This window comes from Pseudomonas sp. NFX183 (assembly GCF_047943075.1).
Lineage (GTDB): Bacteria > Pseudomonadota > Gammaproteobacteria > Pseudomonadales > Pseudomonadaceae > Aquipseudomonas.
Genome location: NZ_CP181333.1, coordinates 3857757 through 3872766 on the forward strand (window position 1 = coordinate 3857757; position 15010 = coordinate 3872766).

At 60.1% G+C, this 15010-nt stretch carries 14 protein-coding genes; 6 read left to right on the forward strand and 8 right to left on the reverse strand.

The features are described from left to right. Positions 1 to 162: 162 nt before the first annotated feature. A complete protein-coding gene (locus tag ACM530_RS18115) occupies positions 163 to 852 on the forward strand; it encodes an HAD-IA family hydrolase (protein ID WP_369301394.1) in 690 nt (229 codons plus the stop codon). Positions 853 to 963: 111 nt separating this feature from the next. Here the strand turns inward: ACM530_RS18115 and ACM530_RS18120 are convergent, their stop codons facing one another. Continuing rightward, positions 964 to 1710 (reverse strand): 3-oxoacyl-ACP reductase family protein, encoded by a 747-nt coding sequence (locus ACM530_RS18120; protein ID WP_416362822.1) that lies wholly within the window; start codon positions 1708 to 1710, stop codon positions 964 to 966. Between the two features lie 106 nt (positions 1711 to 1816). Here ACM530_RS18120 and ACM530_RS18125 point away from each other — a divergent pair, with 106 nt between their 5' ends. Continuing rightward, complete coding sequence (locus tag ACM530_RS18125) at positions 1817 to 2740, forward strand: LysR family transcriptional regulator (protein WP_145159173.1); 924 nt, start codon at positions 1817 to 1819, stop codon at positions 2738 to 2740. Between the two features lie 106 nt (positions 2741 to 2846). Here ACM530_RS18125 and ACM530_RS18130 read toward each other — a convergent pair whose 3' ends face one another. The 3 genes from ACM530_RS18130 to ACM530_RS18140 all read right to left on the reverse strand — a co-directional run bounded on the left by ACM530_RS18130 (position 2847) and on the right by ACM530_RS18140 (position 6322). Then, complete coding sequence (locus ACM530_RS18130; protein WP_416362823.1) at positions 2847 to 3575, reverse strand: aspartate/glutamate racemase family protein; 729 nt, start codon at positions 3573 to 3575, stop codon at positions 2847 to 2849. Between the two features lie 13 nt (positions 3576 to 3588). Beyond that, positions 3589 to 5118, reverse strand: coding sequence for an NCS1 family nucleobase:cation symporter-1 (locus ACM530_RS18135; protein WP_416362824.1), 1530 nt, complete (start codon positions 5116 to 5118; stop codon positions 3589 to 3591). Positions 5119 to 5587: 469 nt separating this feature from the next. Beyond that, positions 5588 to 6322 carry a phosphoadenylyl-sulfate reductase gene (locus ACM530_RS18140; protein ID WP_106576281.1) on the reverse strand — a complete coding sequence of 245 codons (735 nt, stop codon included), beginning with the start codon at positions 6320 to 6322 and terminating at the stop codon, positions 5588 to 5590. A gap of 152 nt (positions 6323 to 6474) precedes the next feature. On the opposite strand from ACM530_RS18140, the gene thrH reads away from it, so the two are divergent. After that, a complete protein-coding gene (gene thrH, locus ACM530_RS18145) occupies positions 6475 to 7092 on the forward strand; it encodes a bifunctional phosphoserine phosphatase/homoserine phosphotransferase ThrH (RefSeq protein WP_145159167.1) in 618 nt (205 codons plus the stop codon). A gap of 219 nt (positions 7093 to 7311) precedes the next feature. On the opposite strand, the gene pabB is transcribed toward thrH, so the two are convergent. The 4 genes from pabB to ACM530_RS18165 all read right to left on the reverse strand — a co-directional run bounded on the left by pabB (position 7312) and on the right by ACM530_RS18165 (position 11832). Continuing rightward, on the reverse strand, positions 7312 to 8655 hold the full coding sequence (gene pabB / locus ACM530_RS18150; protein WP_416362825.1) for an aminodeoxychorismate synthase component I: 1344 nt from the start codon (positions 8653 to 8655) through the stop codon (positions 7312 to 7314). Positions 8656 to 8771: 116 nt separating this feature from the next. Beyond that, a complete protein-coding gene (locus tag ACM530_RS18155) occupies positions 8772 to 9758 on the reverse strand; it encodes an alpha-L-glutamate ligase-like protein (protein ID WP_106576284.1) in 987 nt (328 codons plus the stop codon). Further along, positions 9758 to 11290, reverse strand: coding sequence for an inactive transglutaminase family protein (locus tag ACM530_RS18160; RefSeq protein WP_106576285.1), 1533 nt, complete (start codon positions 11288 to 11290; stop codon positions 9758 to 9760). Before ACM530_RS18160 ends, ACM530_RS18155 begins: the two co-directional genes overlap by 1 nt. Before the next feature lie 5 nt (positions 11291 to 11295). Continuing rightward, positions 11296 to 11832 carry an ATP-dependent zinc protease gene (locus ACM530_RS18165; RefSeq protein ID WP_119742081.1) on the reverse strand — a complete coding sequence of 179 codons (537 nt, stop codon included), beginning with the start codon at positions 11830 to 11832 and terminating at the stop codon, positions 11296 to 11298. 270 nt (positions 11833 to 12102) lie between these two features. Between ACM530_RS18165 and ACM530_RS18170 the strand changes: the two genes are divergently transcribed. Genes ACM530_RS18170 through prpC form a run of 3 tightly spaced genes read left to right on the forward strand, consistent with a single transcriptional unit; the run spans position 12103 to position 14873 of the window. Further along, positions 12103 to 12798: a GntR family transcriptional regulator gene (locus ACM530_RS18170; protein ID WP_119742083.1), complete on the forward strand. Its 696-nt coding sequence runs from the start codon at positions 12103 to 12105 to the stop codon at positions 12796 to 12798. A gap of 11 nt (positions 12799 to 12809) precedes the next feature. Then, entirely contained in the window at positions 12810 to 13703 is an 894-nt protein-coding gene (prpB, locus tag ACM530_RS18175; RefSeq protein WP_416362826.1) for a methylisocitrate lyase, read from the forward strand. A 42-nt stretch (positions 13704 to 13745) separates the two neighbouring features. Continuing rightward, entirely contained in the window at positions 13746 to 14873 is a 1128-nt protein-coding gene (gene prpC, locus ACM530_RS18180; protein WP_369301381.1) for a 2-methylcitrate synthase, read from the forward strand. Positions 14874 to 15010 lie beyond the last annotated feature (137 nt).

Genomic DNA, 15010 nt, shown 5'->3' on the forward strand with positions numbered 1-15010 from the left:
CGAGTTGTTCTTGCGGGTAGTCGATAAGCTCGGCAGTTTTTTCGGTGTGTTCAGTAAGACAGGAGAGGAAGGGCGCATTGGTCATCGCAACGGTTGCTTGCAGGCAACCATGACCGTTATTGTGCTGAATCCTTTTAGTCCTTCCCCCAAGGTTCTGTTGTGATGAATGCACCGCGTATTGCAGTCGGTCCAATCAAGGCCGTGATTTTCGATATGGACGGGTTGTTGCTGGACACTGAAGGCATCTACACCGAAGTCACGCAGATCATCGCCGAACGTTACGGTCGCACCTACGACTGGGGGATCAAGCAGCACATCATCGGCCGAGGTGCTCAGGACCTGGCCGACTATGTGGTGAAAGCGTTGGACTTGCCGATCACGCCAGCTGAGTTTCTGGAAATACGCGAACCGCTGATGAGCGAGCGTTTCCCCAAGGCCTTGGGCATGCCCGGCGCTGAAGCGCTGGTGCGGCACTTGAACGCGCATAACATCCCGATTGCGGTGGGCACCAGTTCGTCGCGTCATTCGTTTGGCCACAAAACCACGCTGCACCGCGAATGGTTTGGCCTGTTCGGCACCATCGTCACCGCTGACGATCCGGAAGTCGGCGCCGCCAAACCCTCACCGGATATCTTCCTCACCGCTGCGCGCCGCTTGGGCGTAGCGCCAGAAGATTGCCTGGTGTTCGAAGATTCACCGTTTGGCGTGACGGCCGCAAAAGCTGCCAACATGACGGCCATCGCCGTGCCGGATGAAGCCATGGCCGACAGCAAGTACGCGCATGCCGACCAGATCATTCGCAAACTCGCAGACTTTGACCTGGCCGCCTATGGCCTCCCTTCCATGCGCTGACTCAACACAGGCCAAAAAATGTGGGCGCTGACTTGCCTGCGATAGCGACCTTGAGGACGCCATCGCAGACAAGCCAGCTCCCACATTGGGTTTTGCTGTTCTCCAGAACCCTCAGGCGCTGAAGCCACCATCGATGGTCAAGCTGGCACCCGTGATATACCCGGCTTCCGGCCCCGCCAGATACGCCACGAAACTGGCAATCTCCTCCACGTGGCCATAACGTCCCACTGCCATCAACCCGATCAATGTTTCGGCAAACTCGCCGCTCGCTGGGTTCATATCGGTGTCCACCGGCCCAGGCTGCACGTTGTTAATCGTGATGCCACGCGTCCCCAGGTCCCGTGCCAAGCCCTTAGTCAACCCCACCAGCGCCGCCTTGCTCATCGCGTACGGCCCGCCGCCGCCGAACGGCATGCGCTCGGCATTGGTGCTGCCGATATTGATCACGCGGCCGCCTTCGCTCATATGTTTGGCCGCTTCCTGCGTGGCAATGAACACGCTGCGCACATTGATCGCCAGGGTCTGGTCGAAGTCTTCCAGCTTGAAGTCTTCCAGTGGCGCGATGGCCAGCACCCCGGCGTTGTTGACCAGGATATCCAGGCGCCCGAAGGCGTCGACGGTGGCGTTGACGGCAGCGCGAATCGCTGTGGCATCGGCGCTGTCGGCCTGTATCGCCAGGGCTTGGCCGCCTGCGCTGATCACGCTGTTCTGCAAGGCTTCGGCTTTTGCGGCCGAGCTGACGTAGGTAAAGGCGACGGCTGCGCCCTGCGCGGCCAGGCGTTTGACGATGGCGGCACCGATGCCGCGGGAACCGCCTTGAATCAAGGCGACTTTGCCAGTGAGGTTGTGTGCAGTCATGTCGATCTCCAAGTAGTTGATGGGGTGAGTATCGACCTCGTCCCGCCGACCCGGTAGACCGTGATTGCTATAGTCTGTGTAAACCAAAAGTTTGCAATGGGGCGATATGGAAAGCTTTGGCAGTATCGAATGTTTTGTGCGCAGCGCCGAAGGCGGCAGCTTTGCCGAGGCCGCCAGGCACTTGAGCCTGACGCCGGCGGCGGTGGGTAAAAGCGTCGCCAAGCTGGAGGCACGCCTGGGTGTGCGGCTGTTCCAGCGCAGCACCCGACGCCTGACCCTGACCGAGGCCGGCAAGCTGTTCCTCGAAGAGGTCAGTGGCAGCCTCACCACCATCCAGAACGCCGTGGCCAACCTGGCCAGCGCCGAAGGGCGGCCGGTGGGCACGCTTAAAGTCAGCATGGGCACGGTGTTCGGCAATCGTTATGTGGTGCCGCTGTTGGCGGAGTTTATGCGGCGCTTTCCGGATATCAGCCCGGATTGGCATTTCGATAACCGTCAGGTCGACCTGATCGGTCAAGGCTTCGACGCTGCCATTGGCGGTGGTTTTGAACTGCCCCAGGGCGTGGTGGCGCGCAAGCTGAGCCCCGCGCATCGAGTGCTGGTGGCCTCCCCGGATTACCTGGCGCAACGCCTGCCGGTGCACGCGCCCGAAGATTTATCGCGGTGCCTGGGCATCCTGATCCGCTCGCCGCAAACCGGCCGCGTGCGTACCTGGCAACTCACCGGCCCGGACCGTGAACAACGCCCGTTGGTACTCAAACCGCGCATGACCATGAGCGACTCCGAAGCCGCCTGCTGCGCCAGTGCTCAAGGCCTGGGCATTGCGCTGGTGAGCATGCCGATGGCCGTGCCGTTTCTGGACAGCGGTGCGGTGGTGCGGGTGTTGCCCGACTGGTACGTCGACGACGGCAACATCTCCCTGTACTACGCCGAGCACAAACTGCTGCCCGGCAAGACCCGGGTATTTGTGGATTTCATCATTGAGCAGTTTGCCGAGCAGCAACTGGGGCGACGGTTCAGCGCCATTTGATCCCGGCGGCCTACCGAGGCGCGGCCATCGCGGGCAAGCCCGGCTCCCACTTTTAATCGCATTCCCCTGTGGGAGCCGGGCTTGCCCGCGATGCAGGCGACGCGGTCTACCGGCCGAACTGACCCGGCCAGCCAATGACTTTCTTCGGCCTCGGCGTGGCATAGGTCCTGATCTTCGACGTCGACAACCCCAACCGCACCAGCGATTCGGCAATGGTCACAGCGGCCGTCACCCCATCCACCACCGGCACGCCGGTGCGCTGGCGAATCTGTTCATCCAGCCCGGCCATGCCGCCGCAGCCCAGGCAGATCACCTCGGCCTTGTCGTCGTGAATGGCCCGTTCCGCCTGACGCACTATGGCTTCCATCGCCGCCAGCGGGTCTTCTTCGAGTTCCAGCACTGCCATGCCACTGGCGCGTACCGAGGCGCAGCGCTGGTACAGGCCGGCGAGTTTCAGGCGGTCTTCAATCAACGGCACGGTGCGATCCAGGGTGGTGACTACAGAATAGGCATGTCCCAGGAACATTGCTGTGCTGGCTGCTGCTTCAGTGATGTCCACCACTGGCACGTCTAACAACTCCTGCAACCCTTCACGGCCATGTTCGCCATAGCCGGCCTGGATCACCGCATCAAACGGCTGGTCGTAGGCCATCACGCGGTCCATCACCGCGATGGCGGCCAGGTAGCTTTCGAAATTGCCTTCCACTGATTCGGCGCCGAAGTAAGGCGTGAGCCCGACAATCTCAGTGCCTGGCGAGGCGACGGCCCGCGCCTGCTGGGCAATGGTTTCAGTGATGGATTCGGTGGTGTTGACGTTGACCACGAGGATACGCATGGAGTGTCCTTGATTAATGACTGACGTTATCGACTGCAATGCTTTCGCCACTGACATCGGCGTAGTGCGGCCGACGCTTGGCGATCAAGAGGTACAACAGCCCTGCAATACCGGCGCCAAACAGCCAGGAAAACGGGGCGACGCTGGCAAAGCCGGGCAACAGCGCCAGCAGAATTGCGATCACCGCTGCGGGAATAAACGCCGCGACCGCACGTAAATTGACTCCGCGGCTGTAGTAATAAACGCCATTGGGGTCTTCGCTATATAGCTGCAGTACGTCCACCTGGCTTTTACGGATCAGCCAGTAATCGACCATGATCACCCCGTACAGCGGCCCCAGCAGCGCGCCCAGGCCCGAGAGGAAATACACGATCACCAGCGGGCTGTTGTAGAGGTTCCACGGCAGGATCAGCACTGCCAGCGTGGCGCTGATCAACCCGGCGCGCCGAAAGTTCAGGTACTTGGGCGCCAGGTTGCTGAGCACAAACGCGGGGGCGACGAAGTTGGCCATGATGTTGACCGCCACGGTAACGATCAGGAAGGCCAGGCAGCCGAGCACCAGGAAGAAGGTATTGGGAATGGCCGCGATGATTTCGGTCTGGCTTTCGATCACTCGGCCATTGAGCTGGAACTGCCCGCCGCAGAGCAGCACGGTGATTGCGGCAAACACCAGGATATTTACCGGCAAGCCCCAGAAGTTGCCGACCAGGATGGTCTTGCGGCAGGGCGAGGAACGGGCGAAGTCGCAGAAATTGAGGATCAGCGTGCCGTAGATCGTCAGCCACAACGCGCCACCGGCAAAGATATTGCGCCACATCTCGCCGCCGCTCAGCGGTTCGCGGATCGACCAGGCAATATTGCCGCCGACCTGGAAGTACATCCAACCGGCCAGCGAGGCCACCGTCACCAGAATCACCGGCCCGGCGAACGCCTCGTAGCGGCGCACCATTTCCATGCCGTAAGCCAGGATCACCAGCTGCACAAACCAGATCGCCACGAAACACGCCCAACCGAGGGTCGACAGGCCGAGGATGGAGTTGTGGTCATAGTCGGCAAATCCTGGATGAATGGCCGACAGCAGCACGCGGAAAACCACCGAGGCCAGGTAGGTCTGGATACCAAACCAGGCAATCGCAATGACCGCGCGAATCAACGCCGGAATCTGTGCACCGTGGATGCCGAAACTGATGCGGCTGATCACCGGGAAGGGCACTCCGGTCTTCTGGCCCATAAACCCCGACAAGTTCATGAAGAAGTACACCAGCGCTGCGCCGATCCCCAGCGACATCAGAATCTGCCAGCCGCCAAGGCCCAAGGCATACAGGCCGATGGCAAACGAATAGTTGGCGATGTTGTGCACGTCATTGGTCCACAGCGCAAAGATGCTGTAGCGGCCCCAACGTCGGCCTTCAACCTTGGTGGGCGCCAGGTCTTTGTTGTGCAAGCGCGGGCTGAGCACGAGCGGGCCGGGGCTTGCGGCCACAGGGTTCAGGACGGAGGAGGGCAGATCCAGTGCGATGTTATTCGAGAGGCTTGTACGCATTCCGGCAGGCTCCGGCGCATCTGCTGGAACGTCGCAGATGGCAAAGTGTATGTAGGTTTTGTATTTATTGTATACAAAGCGTCATTCACCTTAAGCCACATACGTGCCAGTTTTCGATCTATAAAAACTGTGTTTAATTTCGTTTTTACTGATTATTAAAATAACTAGCTGAATTTAAAGCGATATAAATTGACCGTTTGAACAGGTATTTATTTTTAAGTGGGGAGGCGCTCTATTGGAGAGGCAAACGGCACGCGGGGATGGGTGTTACGTTTTGGTGCGGTGCAATATAAATTGCACACATAAATGGCACCGATAGTTACATAAGTGTGTACAGAATTTTTATTCACCACAAAGCAAACGTGGGAGCGGGCTTGCCCGCGATAGCGATCTATCAGCCAACAATTCATTGACTGACACACCCTCATCGCGAGCAAGCCCTCTCCCACATTTTTTACTGCGACAGACCTCAGGCCTTGCTGATGATATTCCCAGCGTGCAGCCCACATTCCTTCTGCGTGGCTTCTTCCCACCACCAGCGGCCTTCGCGTTCGTGCTGGTTCGGCAATACTGGCCGGGTGCACGGCTCGCAGCCGATGCTGATAAACCCGCGCTCATGCAGGCTGTTGTACGGCAGCTCGAGCATGCGGATGTAACCCCAGACTTCCTCGCTGGTCATTTGCGCCAGTGGGTTGAATTTGTACAGGGTGCGCTCGGGTGTTGAGAACGCCGTGTCAATTTCCAACGCCGCCACCTGGCTGCGGGTGCCGGGGCTCTGGTCACGGCGTTGGCCGGTGGCCCAGGCGCTCACGCCGGACAGTTTGCGGCGCAGCGGTTCGATCTTGCGCACACCGCAGCATTCGCCATGGCCATCCTTGTAGAAACTGAACAGGCCCTTTTCCTTGACGAAGGGTTCCAGTTTGCTCTGGTCCGGCGAGATCAACTCGATGTCGATCTTGTAGAACTCGCGCACCTGTTCGATGAACCGGTAGGTCTCCGGGTGCAGGCGCCCGGTGTCGAGGCTGAACACCTTGACGTTCTTGTTCAGCTTCCAAGCCATGTCTACCAGCACCACATCCTCGGCGCCGCTGAAGGAAATCCACAGGTCATCACCGAACTGGCTGAACGCCAGTTTGAGAATGTCCTGGGCGGATTTGTTGGCATAAGTCGTGGCGAGTTCAACGACGTCGAAGGCTTGGTTCATCAGGACGGTTCCTACAGGTCAGTGGCGCTGAGCGCTCTATAGGGAAGCGATGGTACCAAAATCCGCCCTGCGTTGCGGCGCAGAGCTTGAGTCGCTAGAGTTCGGCAGTCCTTTTGCTCGCTCAACTAACAACATCTAAATGGGAGTGTCTTGTGGAAATTGCCTGTCTCGACCTGGAAGGGGTGCTGGTTCCGGAAATCTGGATTGCCTTCGCCGAAAAAACCGGTATTGAATCCCTGCGCGCCACTACCCGCGACATTCCCGACTATGACGTGCTGATGAAGCAACGCCTGCGCATCCTCGACGAGCATGGGCTCAAGCTTGCCGACATCCAGGAAGTGATCGCCACCCTTGAGCCGCTGGACGGCGCCATTGAGTTCGTCAACTGGCTGCGCGAGCGTTTCCAGGTGGTGATCCTGTCCGACACCTTTTACGAATTCTCCCAACCGCTGATGCGCCAGCTGGGTTTTCCGACCTTGCTGTGCCACCGCTTGATCACCGATGAAAACGACCGGGTGGTGAGTTACCAACTGCGTCAAAAGGACCCGAAGCGCCAATCCGTGCTGGCATTCAAGACCCTCTACTACCGCGTGATCGCCGCCGGCGATTCCTACAACGACACCACGATGCTGGGCGAAGCTGACCGTGGGATTCTGTTCCATGCGCCGCAGAACGTGATTCGCGAGTTCCCGCAATTTCCGGCGGTGCATACGTTTGAGGATTTGAAGAAAGAGTTCATTAAAGCGTCGAATCGGGCGTTGAGCCTGTAAGTTTTTCAGCGCTGCTGATGGCCCCTTCGCAGGCAAGCCAGCTCCCACATTTGGTCGGGTTCACACAGTTCAACGTGGGGTGGCTGGCTTGCCTGCGACAGGGCCGGTACGGCCAGGTCAGGCCTCTGCGAGCAACCGATCATAAGGAATACTCAAGCCCTCATGCAGGCTTTTTCGGCAGCTCGGCTCTGCGTCTGAGCCTCAGGCAGGGCTGGGCTGCTACAAGCTTTCCAACGTTTGTAACAACACCCGCACTTTCGTCAGCGACTCCTGATACTCCGCCTCCCACTGCGAGTCCGCCACGATCCCGCCACCGCCCCAGCAGCACACCTGCCCATCCTTGACCAGCAAACTGCGAATCGCGATGGAGCTGTCCATCTCGCCGCGCACATCCAGGTACACCAACGAGCCGCAGTACAACCCGCGCCGCGTGGGTTCAAGCTCATCGATGATCTGCATGGCGCGAATCTTCGGTGCGCCGGTGATGGAACCACCGGGGAAGCTGCCGGCGATCAGGTCGAGGGCGTCCTTGTCGTCGGCCAAGGTGCCAGTGACGCTGCTCACCAAGTGATGCACGTTGGGGTAGCTTTCCAGGCTGAACAACTCCGGCACTTTCACCGAGCCGGTGCGGCAGGTGCGGCCCAGGTCGTTGCGCAGCAAGTCAACGATCATCAGGTTTTCGGCGCGATCCTTGGGGCTGGCCAGCAGCTCGGCGGCGTGGGCCGCGTCTTCTTCGGGCGTCAGGCCGCGCGGGCGGGTGCCTTTGATCGGGCGGGTTTCGACGCGGCGCTCGCTGATGTGCACGAAGCGCTCCGGCGACAGGCTCAGCACTGCGCCGTCGTCCGGCAGGCTCTGGAACCCGGAAAACGGGGTAGGGCACGCCTCACGCAAGGCGCAGTAAGCCGCCCACGGATCGCCGACGCACGGCGCGCGAAAGCGCTGGGCAAAGTTGACCTGGTAGCAGTCGCCGGCCTGGATGTACTCCTGAATGCGCACGATGGCCTGCCGGTAAGCGTCGGCGGTCAGGTCCGCAACCATGGGGCCGTGCAGTTTGAAGCTGGCCTGGGTGTCGACAACTTCAGCGTTGAACAGCGCAATCAGGCGTTGTCGTTCGCTGTCGATCAGCGAAGGGTGGAAGACCAACTGACTGCTCTGCACCCGGTGGTCGCTGATCAGCGCCCAGGCATACAGCCCAAAGCGCGCGTCCGGCAGGTGCAGGTCGTCCACCGCCAAATGCGGCATGTGTTCCAGGTGGCGGCCGAAGTCGTAGCTCAGGTAGCCGATCAAACCCCCGGCAAACGGCAACTCATAGCCAGCAGGTAAACCCGCCTCACCCAACTGCGCGAGGTTTTCGCGCAAGCGTTGCAGGAAATCACTGCCGTTTTCGTCGGGCCGTACCGTCAGCGTTTCCACTGGCCAGGCGCTGAGCAGGTCATAGCGCCCGCGTTCGGCAGCCGGGCGGCCGCTGTCGAGCAACACTGCGCCGGGGGCATGACGAATCGCCGCGAAGTAGTCGGCGGGGTTGGCCCGGTAGGGCAGCGGGTGTACAGAGCAGGTCGACATGCGGGGTGGATCAGCTGTTGGCTTGGGGGAGGCGATTGTAGTCCCCCGAAGGGTTTGGTCCTAGAGCGCGGTTTAAATGGGGCAGCGAGCAAGCCCGCTCCCACAGTTGAGTGGCGTCAGCCTTCAACGGCGGGAATATGCCCGAACATCTCCTGCACGAACTTAACCCGCTCTTCCGGCGTTTCGGTCACGCCCGCAGCTTTCAATTCTTCCAACCGCGCTTCCACCGCATGGGTGCGCAACGTCAGGCCGCAGTCGTTGGCAATCTGGATATTCAGCCCCGGCCGTGCGTTCAGCTCGAGGATCAGCGGGCCTTTCTCCTGGTCCAGCACCATGTCCACGCCGATGTAACCCAGCCCGCACAGCTCATAACAGCTGGCCGCCAACTTCATGAAACCGTCCCAGTTGGGCAGTTGCACGCCATCCACCGCGTTGGTGGTGTCGGGGTGTTTGGTGATGATGTTGTTCAGCCAGGTGCCGCGCAGCGTCAAACCCGTGGCCAGGTCGACACCCACGCCAATCGCGCCCTGGTGCAGGTTGGCCTTGCCGCCGGATTGGCGCGTCGGCAAGCGCAGCATGGCCATTACCGGGTAACCCATCAGCACAATAATGCGGATGTCCGGCACGCCTTCGTAGCTGATGCTCTTGAAGATCTGGTCGGGCACCACACGGTATTCAATCAGCGCGCGGTCACGGTGGCCGCCCAGGGAATACAGGCCGGTGAGGATGCTGGAAATCTGGTGTTCGATTTCTTCATGGCTGATGATCTTGCCGGACACCGTGCGATAGCGCCCTTCAAAACGGTCGGCCACCACCAGGATGCCATCGCCGCCGGCACCCTGGGCCGGCTTGATCACGAAGTCGCTGCGCCCACCGATGATCTCGTCGAGCTTGTCGATTTCTTTCTCGGTGGAAATGATCCCGTACATTTCCGGCACGTGAATGCCGGCCGCCATGGCCCGTTCCTTGGTGATGATCTTGTCATCCACAATCGGGTACAGGCTGCGCTTGTTGTACTTGAGCACGTAGTCGGCGTTACGCCGGTTGATGCCCATGATCCCCCGCGCTTCCAGGGCCTTCCAGGTTTTCCAGAAGCCGAACATTACGAGTCAGCCTTGAGGAAGGCCTTGAAACGCACCAGTTCGGTCAGGCGGTAGCCGCGATAACGACCCATGGCCAGCATGAAACCCACCAGGATCAACAGGACTGCCGGGAAGGTGAACACAAAGTAGATCAGCTCCGGCACGCTCATGATGATGTGCGCCAGCGAGGCGGCGAACAGCGTACCAATCGCTACTTTCAGCGCATGGTTGGCGCCGCGTTCTTCCCAGGTGATCGACAGGCGTTCGATGGTCATGGTCAGAATCACCATCGGGAACAGCGCCACCGACAGCCCGCGCTCCAGGCCCAGCTTGTGGCTGAACAAACTGATGGCCGCAATCAGCACCACCACGAAGGTCAGCACCACCGAGAGCCTCGGCAGCATCTGCAGCTTCAAGTGTTCCAGGTACGACCTGAGCGACAAGCCCAGCGCGGTAATAATGGTGAACAGCACGATGCCAAAGCCCAGTTGCGTCTCGCGAAACGCCAGGGCGATCAGCACCGGGGTGAAGGTGCCCAGCGTCTGCAGGCCGATCAGGTTGCGCAGGATCAGAATCACCAGCACGCCAATCGGGATCATCACCATGATCATGAAGGTTTGCTGGGTTTGCAGCGGCAGGCCGTACAGCGAGTATTCGAGGAAGTTGGCGTCGGTGTTCTCGTCGGTCAGCTTGGCCAGGCGAATCGCGTTCATTTCGCTGTTATTCAGGCTGAAGGTCACCATGGCTTTCTTGCCGCCATCGACCGTGATCAGGTTTTCATCGCCGGTCCACCACAGCAGGCGGTCGGCGGGCAGGCCTTGCTCGCCGGTTTCCGGGTTGAAATACAGCCAGTCATTGCCATTGAAGCTGCGCAGCCACAGTTCCGGGGTTTGCGGCTGGTCGGCGACGAGGCGGATGGTGTGGACTTTTTCCACCGGCACATGGGCGATGGACAGCAATAACTCGACGATCTTGGCCTTGTGCGGCGTCGACGGGTCGCCCGCCAGCAGCAGCTTCACATTGTCGTCGTTGAGGTTGTTGGTGCGCTTGATCGCTTCGGTAATAAAGGTTTCGACGTCGGCCGAATGCTGGCGGATCGGCGCCAGCAAGGCTTCGGCGGCGATTTTTTCCGGGCCTTCCACAGCAATGCTGTCGCGGAAGGTCGGACCTTTGACCTTGACCTTTTCGCCGCTGTAACGCTTGGTCAGCACCAGGCGGTAATACAGCGTCTGGTTGCCCTTGGCGCGGCGCGCCGACCAGGTGACCTTGCGGTTACCGTCGGTGCGGTTGACGCTCACGCCGTAGTTATTGGAGATGAAACTCTCGTTGAGGCTGACGAAGTCGCGGCTCAGGGGCGGCACGAACATCGAGATCTTCACCGGGTCTTTGGGGCTGGCGACAAACTCGACCTTGGCGTCGATGTTCCACAGGTCGTCGGTGGCGTCCTCGGTGACGGGAATCCCCAGCACGAAAATCTGGTAGGCGGTGACCGAAATACCCAGCACCACCAAAATGGTGATGAGGATTTTCAGGTGCAGGGTCAAAGAGCGCATTCGGTTTACTCGGCGGTAGGAGCGTCAGCGGCGCAGGCAGGTTTGCCCGCTGCGTATTTAAGACTGGGGTCGACCAGCGCATCAAAGCGTTTCAAGGCTTCGGAGCCGATCAGCAGCGGGTATTGGAATGCGCTGCGGTCAGTCAAGTTCACTTCGATGCTGCGTAAAGCAGTGCCCATGCAAATGTCCAGAGCGATGACTGGGCGGGCGGTGTAGTTCTTGTCCTCATCGGGGTCGTAGTCGCCGGCGCGGCGTTTGATTTTGCTGACGCGGGCCAGGGGGCGTTCGATGGGGTGGGAATGGGCGGTGTCGATGGCCAGGTAGAAACGTACCCAGGACTCACCGTTGCGTTTGAAGCGCTTGATGTCGCGGGCGCTCAACGAGGCGGTCTTGGCGCCGGTGTCGAGTTTGGCCGCCACTTCCAGGTCAATGCCCGCCAGTTTCGCGTATTCATTCAGGCCATACACGGTCTTCTCGGCGGCGCCGCCAAGGCTGGGTATGCACGCTAGGCAAAACATTAAAAGGAAGGGCTTGAGTCTCATAGATCCTGAGGCGCTGCAGTGCGATGTTTAATTCAAGGCGACTGGCATTGCTGCGCAATCTCGGGTGCGCCGTTTCATCAAGTGATGTCAGGCAAAAGCGGCGGGCATTCTAACATGATGCTTTTTTGGCGCCAGCGCTGGCAGGCGGCCATGCCCCTATTCAGCGCAGAAGGGGTTATTAGACGATTGTCGACAATGTTGATTTATTCTTTGACTATTTTGGCTTGAGTGGCTAGTTTTTGCGGCATTGCTTTTAAAGGTGTCGACAATATGCTGGATCAACTGGAAACCCCAGTGGTGGCGCAGGACGATTCCCAGACCATGTCCGAGAACGTCTTCCGGCGCATCCAGGCCGCCATCGTCAAAGGCGAAATCGCCCCCGGCAGCAAGATTTCCGAGCCGGAACTGGCCCGCACCTACGGCATCAGCCGTGGCCCGCTGCGCGAAGCCATCCACCGCCTGGAAGGCCAGCGCCTGCTGGTGCGCGTGCCTCACGTTGGCGCGCGAGTGGTGTCCTTGAGCCATGCCGAGCTGATCGAGCTCTATGAAATCCGCGAGTCCCTGGAGGGCATGGCCTGCCGCCTGGCCGCCGAGCGCATGACCGACGCGGAAATCGAAGAGCTGCGCCAGGTGCTTCATACCCATGAGCGCGACGAAGCGTTCCAGGCCGGCCTGGGCTACTACCAGCAAGAGGGCGACTTCGATTTTCATTACCGGATAATTCAAGGCGCCGGTAACCGCACCCTCACCCAAATGCTCTGCGGCGAGCTGTACCAATTGGTGCGCATGTACCGCATCCAGTTCTCCGCCACGCCTAATCGTCCACGCCAGGCTTTTGCCGAGCACCACCGCATTCTTGACGCGATTGCCGATCGCGACGGTGAACTGGCCGAATTGTTGATGCGCCGGCATATCGGCGCCTCCAAACGCAACATTGCCCGTCACTTCCCCGACGGCACTTCCTGAAGAGGTGAGTCATGAGTTCTAACAACAAAAGTACACCCGGCCAGCGTTTCCGTGACGCGGTCGCCAGCGAACATCCGTTACAGGTCGTTGGCGCGATCAACGCCAACCACGCGCTGCTGGCCAAGCGCGCCGGTTTCAAGGCGATTTACCTGTCGGGTGGCGGCGTGGCGGCGGGTTCTCTGGGCGTGCCAGACCTGGGCATCACGGGCCTGGATGACGTGTTGACCGACGTGCGCCGCATCACCGACGTGTGCGACCTGCCGCTGCTGGTGGACGTGGACACCGGTTTTGGCTCCTCGGCCTTCAACGTGGCGCGCACGGTCAAGTCGATGATCAAGTTTGGCGCGGCCGCCATCCATATCGAAGACCAGGTCGGCGCCAAACGCTGCGGCCATCGCCCGAACAAAGAAATCGTGTCCCAGCAGGAAATGGTCGACCGCATCAAGGCCGCCGTGGATGCGCGCACCGATGACAGTTTCGTGATCATGGCGCGCACTGACGCCCTCGCAGTCGAAGGTTTGGAGTCGGCACTGGAACGCGCCGCCGCCTGCATCGAAGCCGGCGCTGACATGGTGTTTCCCGAAGCCATCACTGAGCTGGAGATGTACAAGCTCTTCGCCTCCCGCGTGAAGGCACCGGTCCTGGCCAACATCACCGAATTCGGCGCGACGCCGCTGTACACCACCGAACAGTTGAAATCTGCCGATGTTTCCATCGTGCTGTACCCGCTCTCGGCCTTCCGCGCCATGAACAAGGCCGCCGAGAATGTCTACACCGCGATCCGTCGCGATGGCACTCAACAGAACGTGATCGACACCATGCAAACCCGCATGGAGCTCTACGATCGCATCGACTACCACACCTTCGAGCAGAAGCTCGACGCGCTGTTCGCCGCGAAAAAGTAAAGAACGCGCCTCCCTGAATAACTACAAAATTGGAGAACAACCATGGCTGAAGCAAAAGTATTGAGTGGCGCCGGCCTGCGTGGCCAGGTGGCCGGGCAGACCGCACTGTCCACCGTGGGCCAGGCCGGCGCCGGCTTGACCTATCGCGGCTACGACGTGCGTGAACTGGCCGCCGATGCGCAATTTGAAGAAGTCGCCTACCTGCTGCTGTACGGCGAATTGCCAACCAAAGCCGAACTGGCGGCCTACACCGCCAAACTCGGCAAGCTGCGCGACTTGCCGCAGGCGCTTAAAGAAGTGCTGGAACGCATCCCCGCCGACGCCCACCCGATGGACGTGATGCGCACCGGCTGCTCGTTCCTGGGCAATATCGAGCCCGAAAAAGACTTCAGCGTGCAGCGCGATGTCACCGACCGCCTGCTTGCCGCTTTCCCGGCGATCATGTGCTACTGGTATCGCTTCAGCCACGATGGCAAAAAGATTGACTGCGTGACCGACGAGCCGAGCATCGGCGGCCATTTCCTGCACCTGTTGCATGGCAAGAAGCCGAGCGAGTTGCACGAGAAGGTCATGAACGTGTCGCTGATCCTTTACGCCGAGCACGAGTTCAACGCCTCGACCTTCACCGCCCGTGTGTGCGCCTCGACCCTGTCCGACCTGTATTCCTGCGTCACCGCCGCCATCGGTTCGCTGCGCGGCCCGCTGCACGGCGGCGCCAACGAAGCCGCGATGGAAATGATCGAGCGTTTCGGCTCGGCCGAAGAAGCCGTCGAAGGCACCCTCGGCATGCTGGCGCGCAAAGACAAGATCATGGGCTTTGGCCACGCGATCTACAAAGACAGCGACCCGCGTAATGAAGTGATCAAGGGCTGGTCGAAAAAGCTCGCTGACGAAGTGGGCGACAAGGTGCTGTTCCCGGTCTCCGAAGCCATCGACAAGACCATGTGGGAGCAGAAGAAACTGTTCCCCAACGCCGACTTCTACCATGCCTCGGCGTACCACTTCATGGGCATCCCGACCAAGCTGTTCACGCCGATTTTCGTCTGCTCACGTCTCACCGGCTGGGCCGCGCATGTGTTCGAGCAGCGCGCCAACAACCGCATCATCCGTCCAAGCGCCGAGTACATCGGCGTTGAGCAGCGCAAGTTCGTGCCAATCGAACGTCGCTGAGTGAGGAGACCGACGAGCCGGGAATGGGTATGAGGTCAAATGTGGGAGGGGGCTTGCCCCCGATAGCAGTCTGTCAGTTGATACAGCTGGCACTGAACCACCGCCATCGGGGGCAAGCCCCCTCCCACATGTTGATC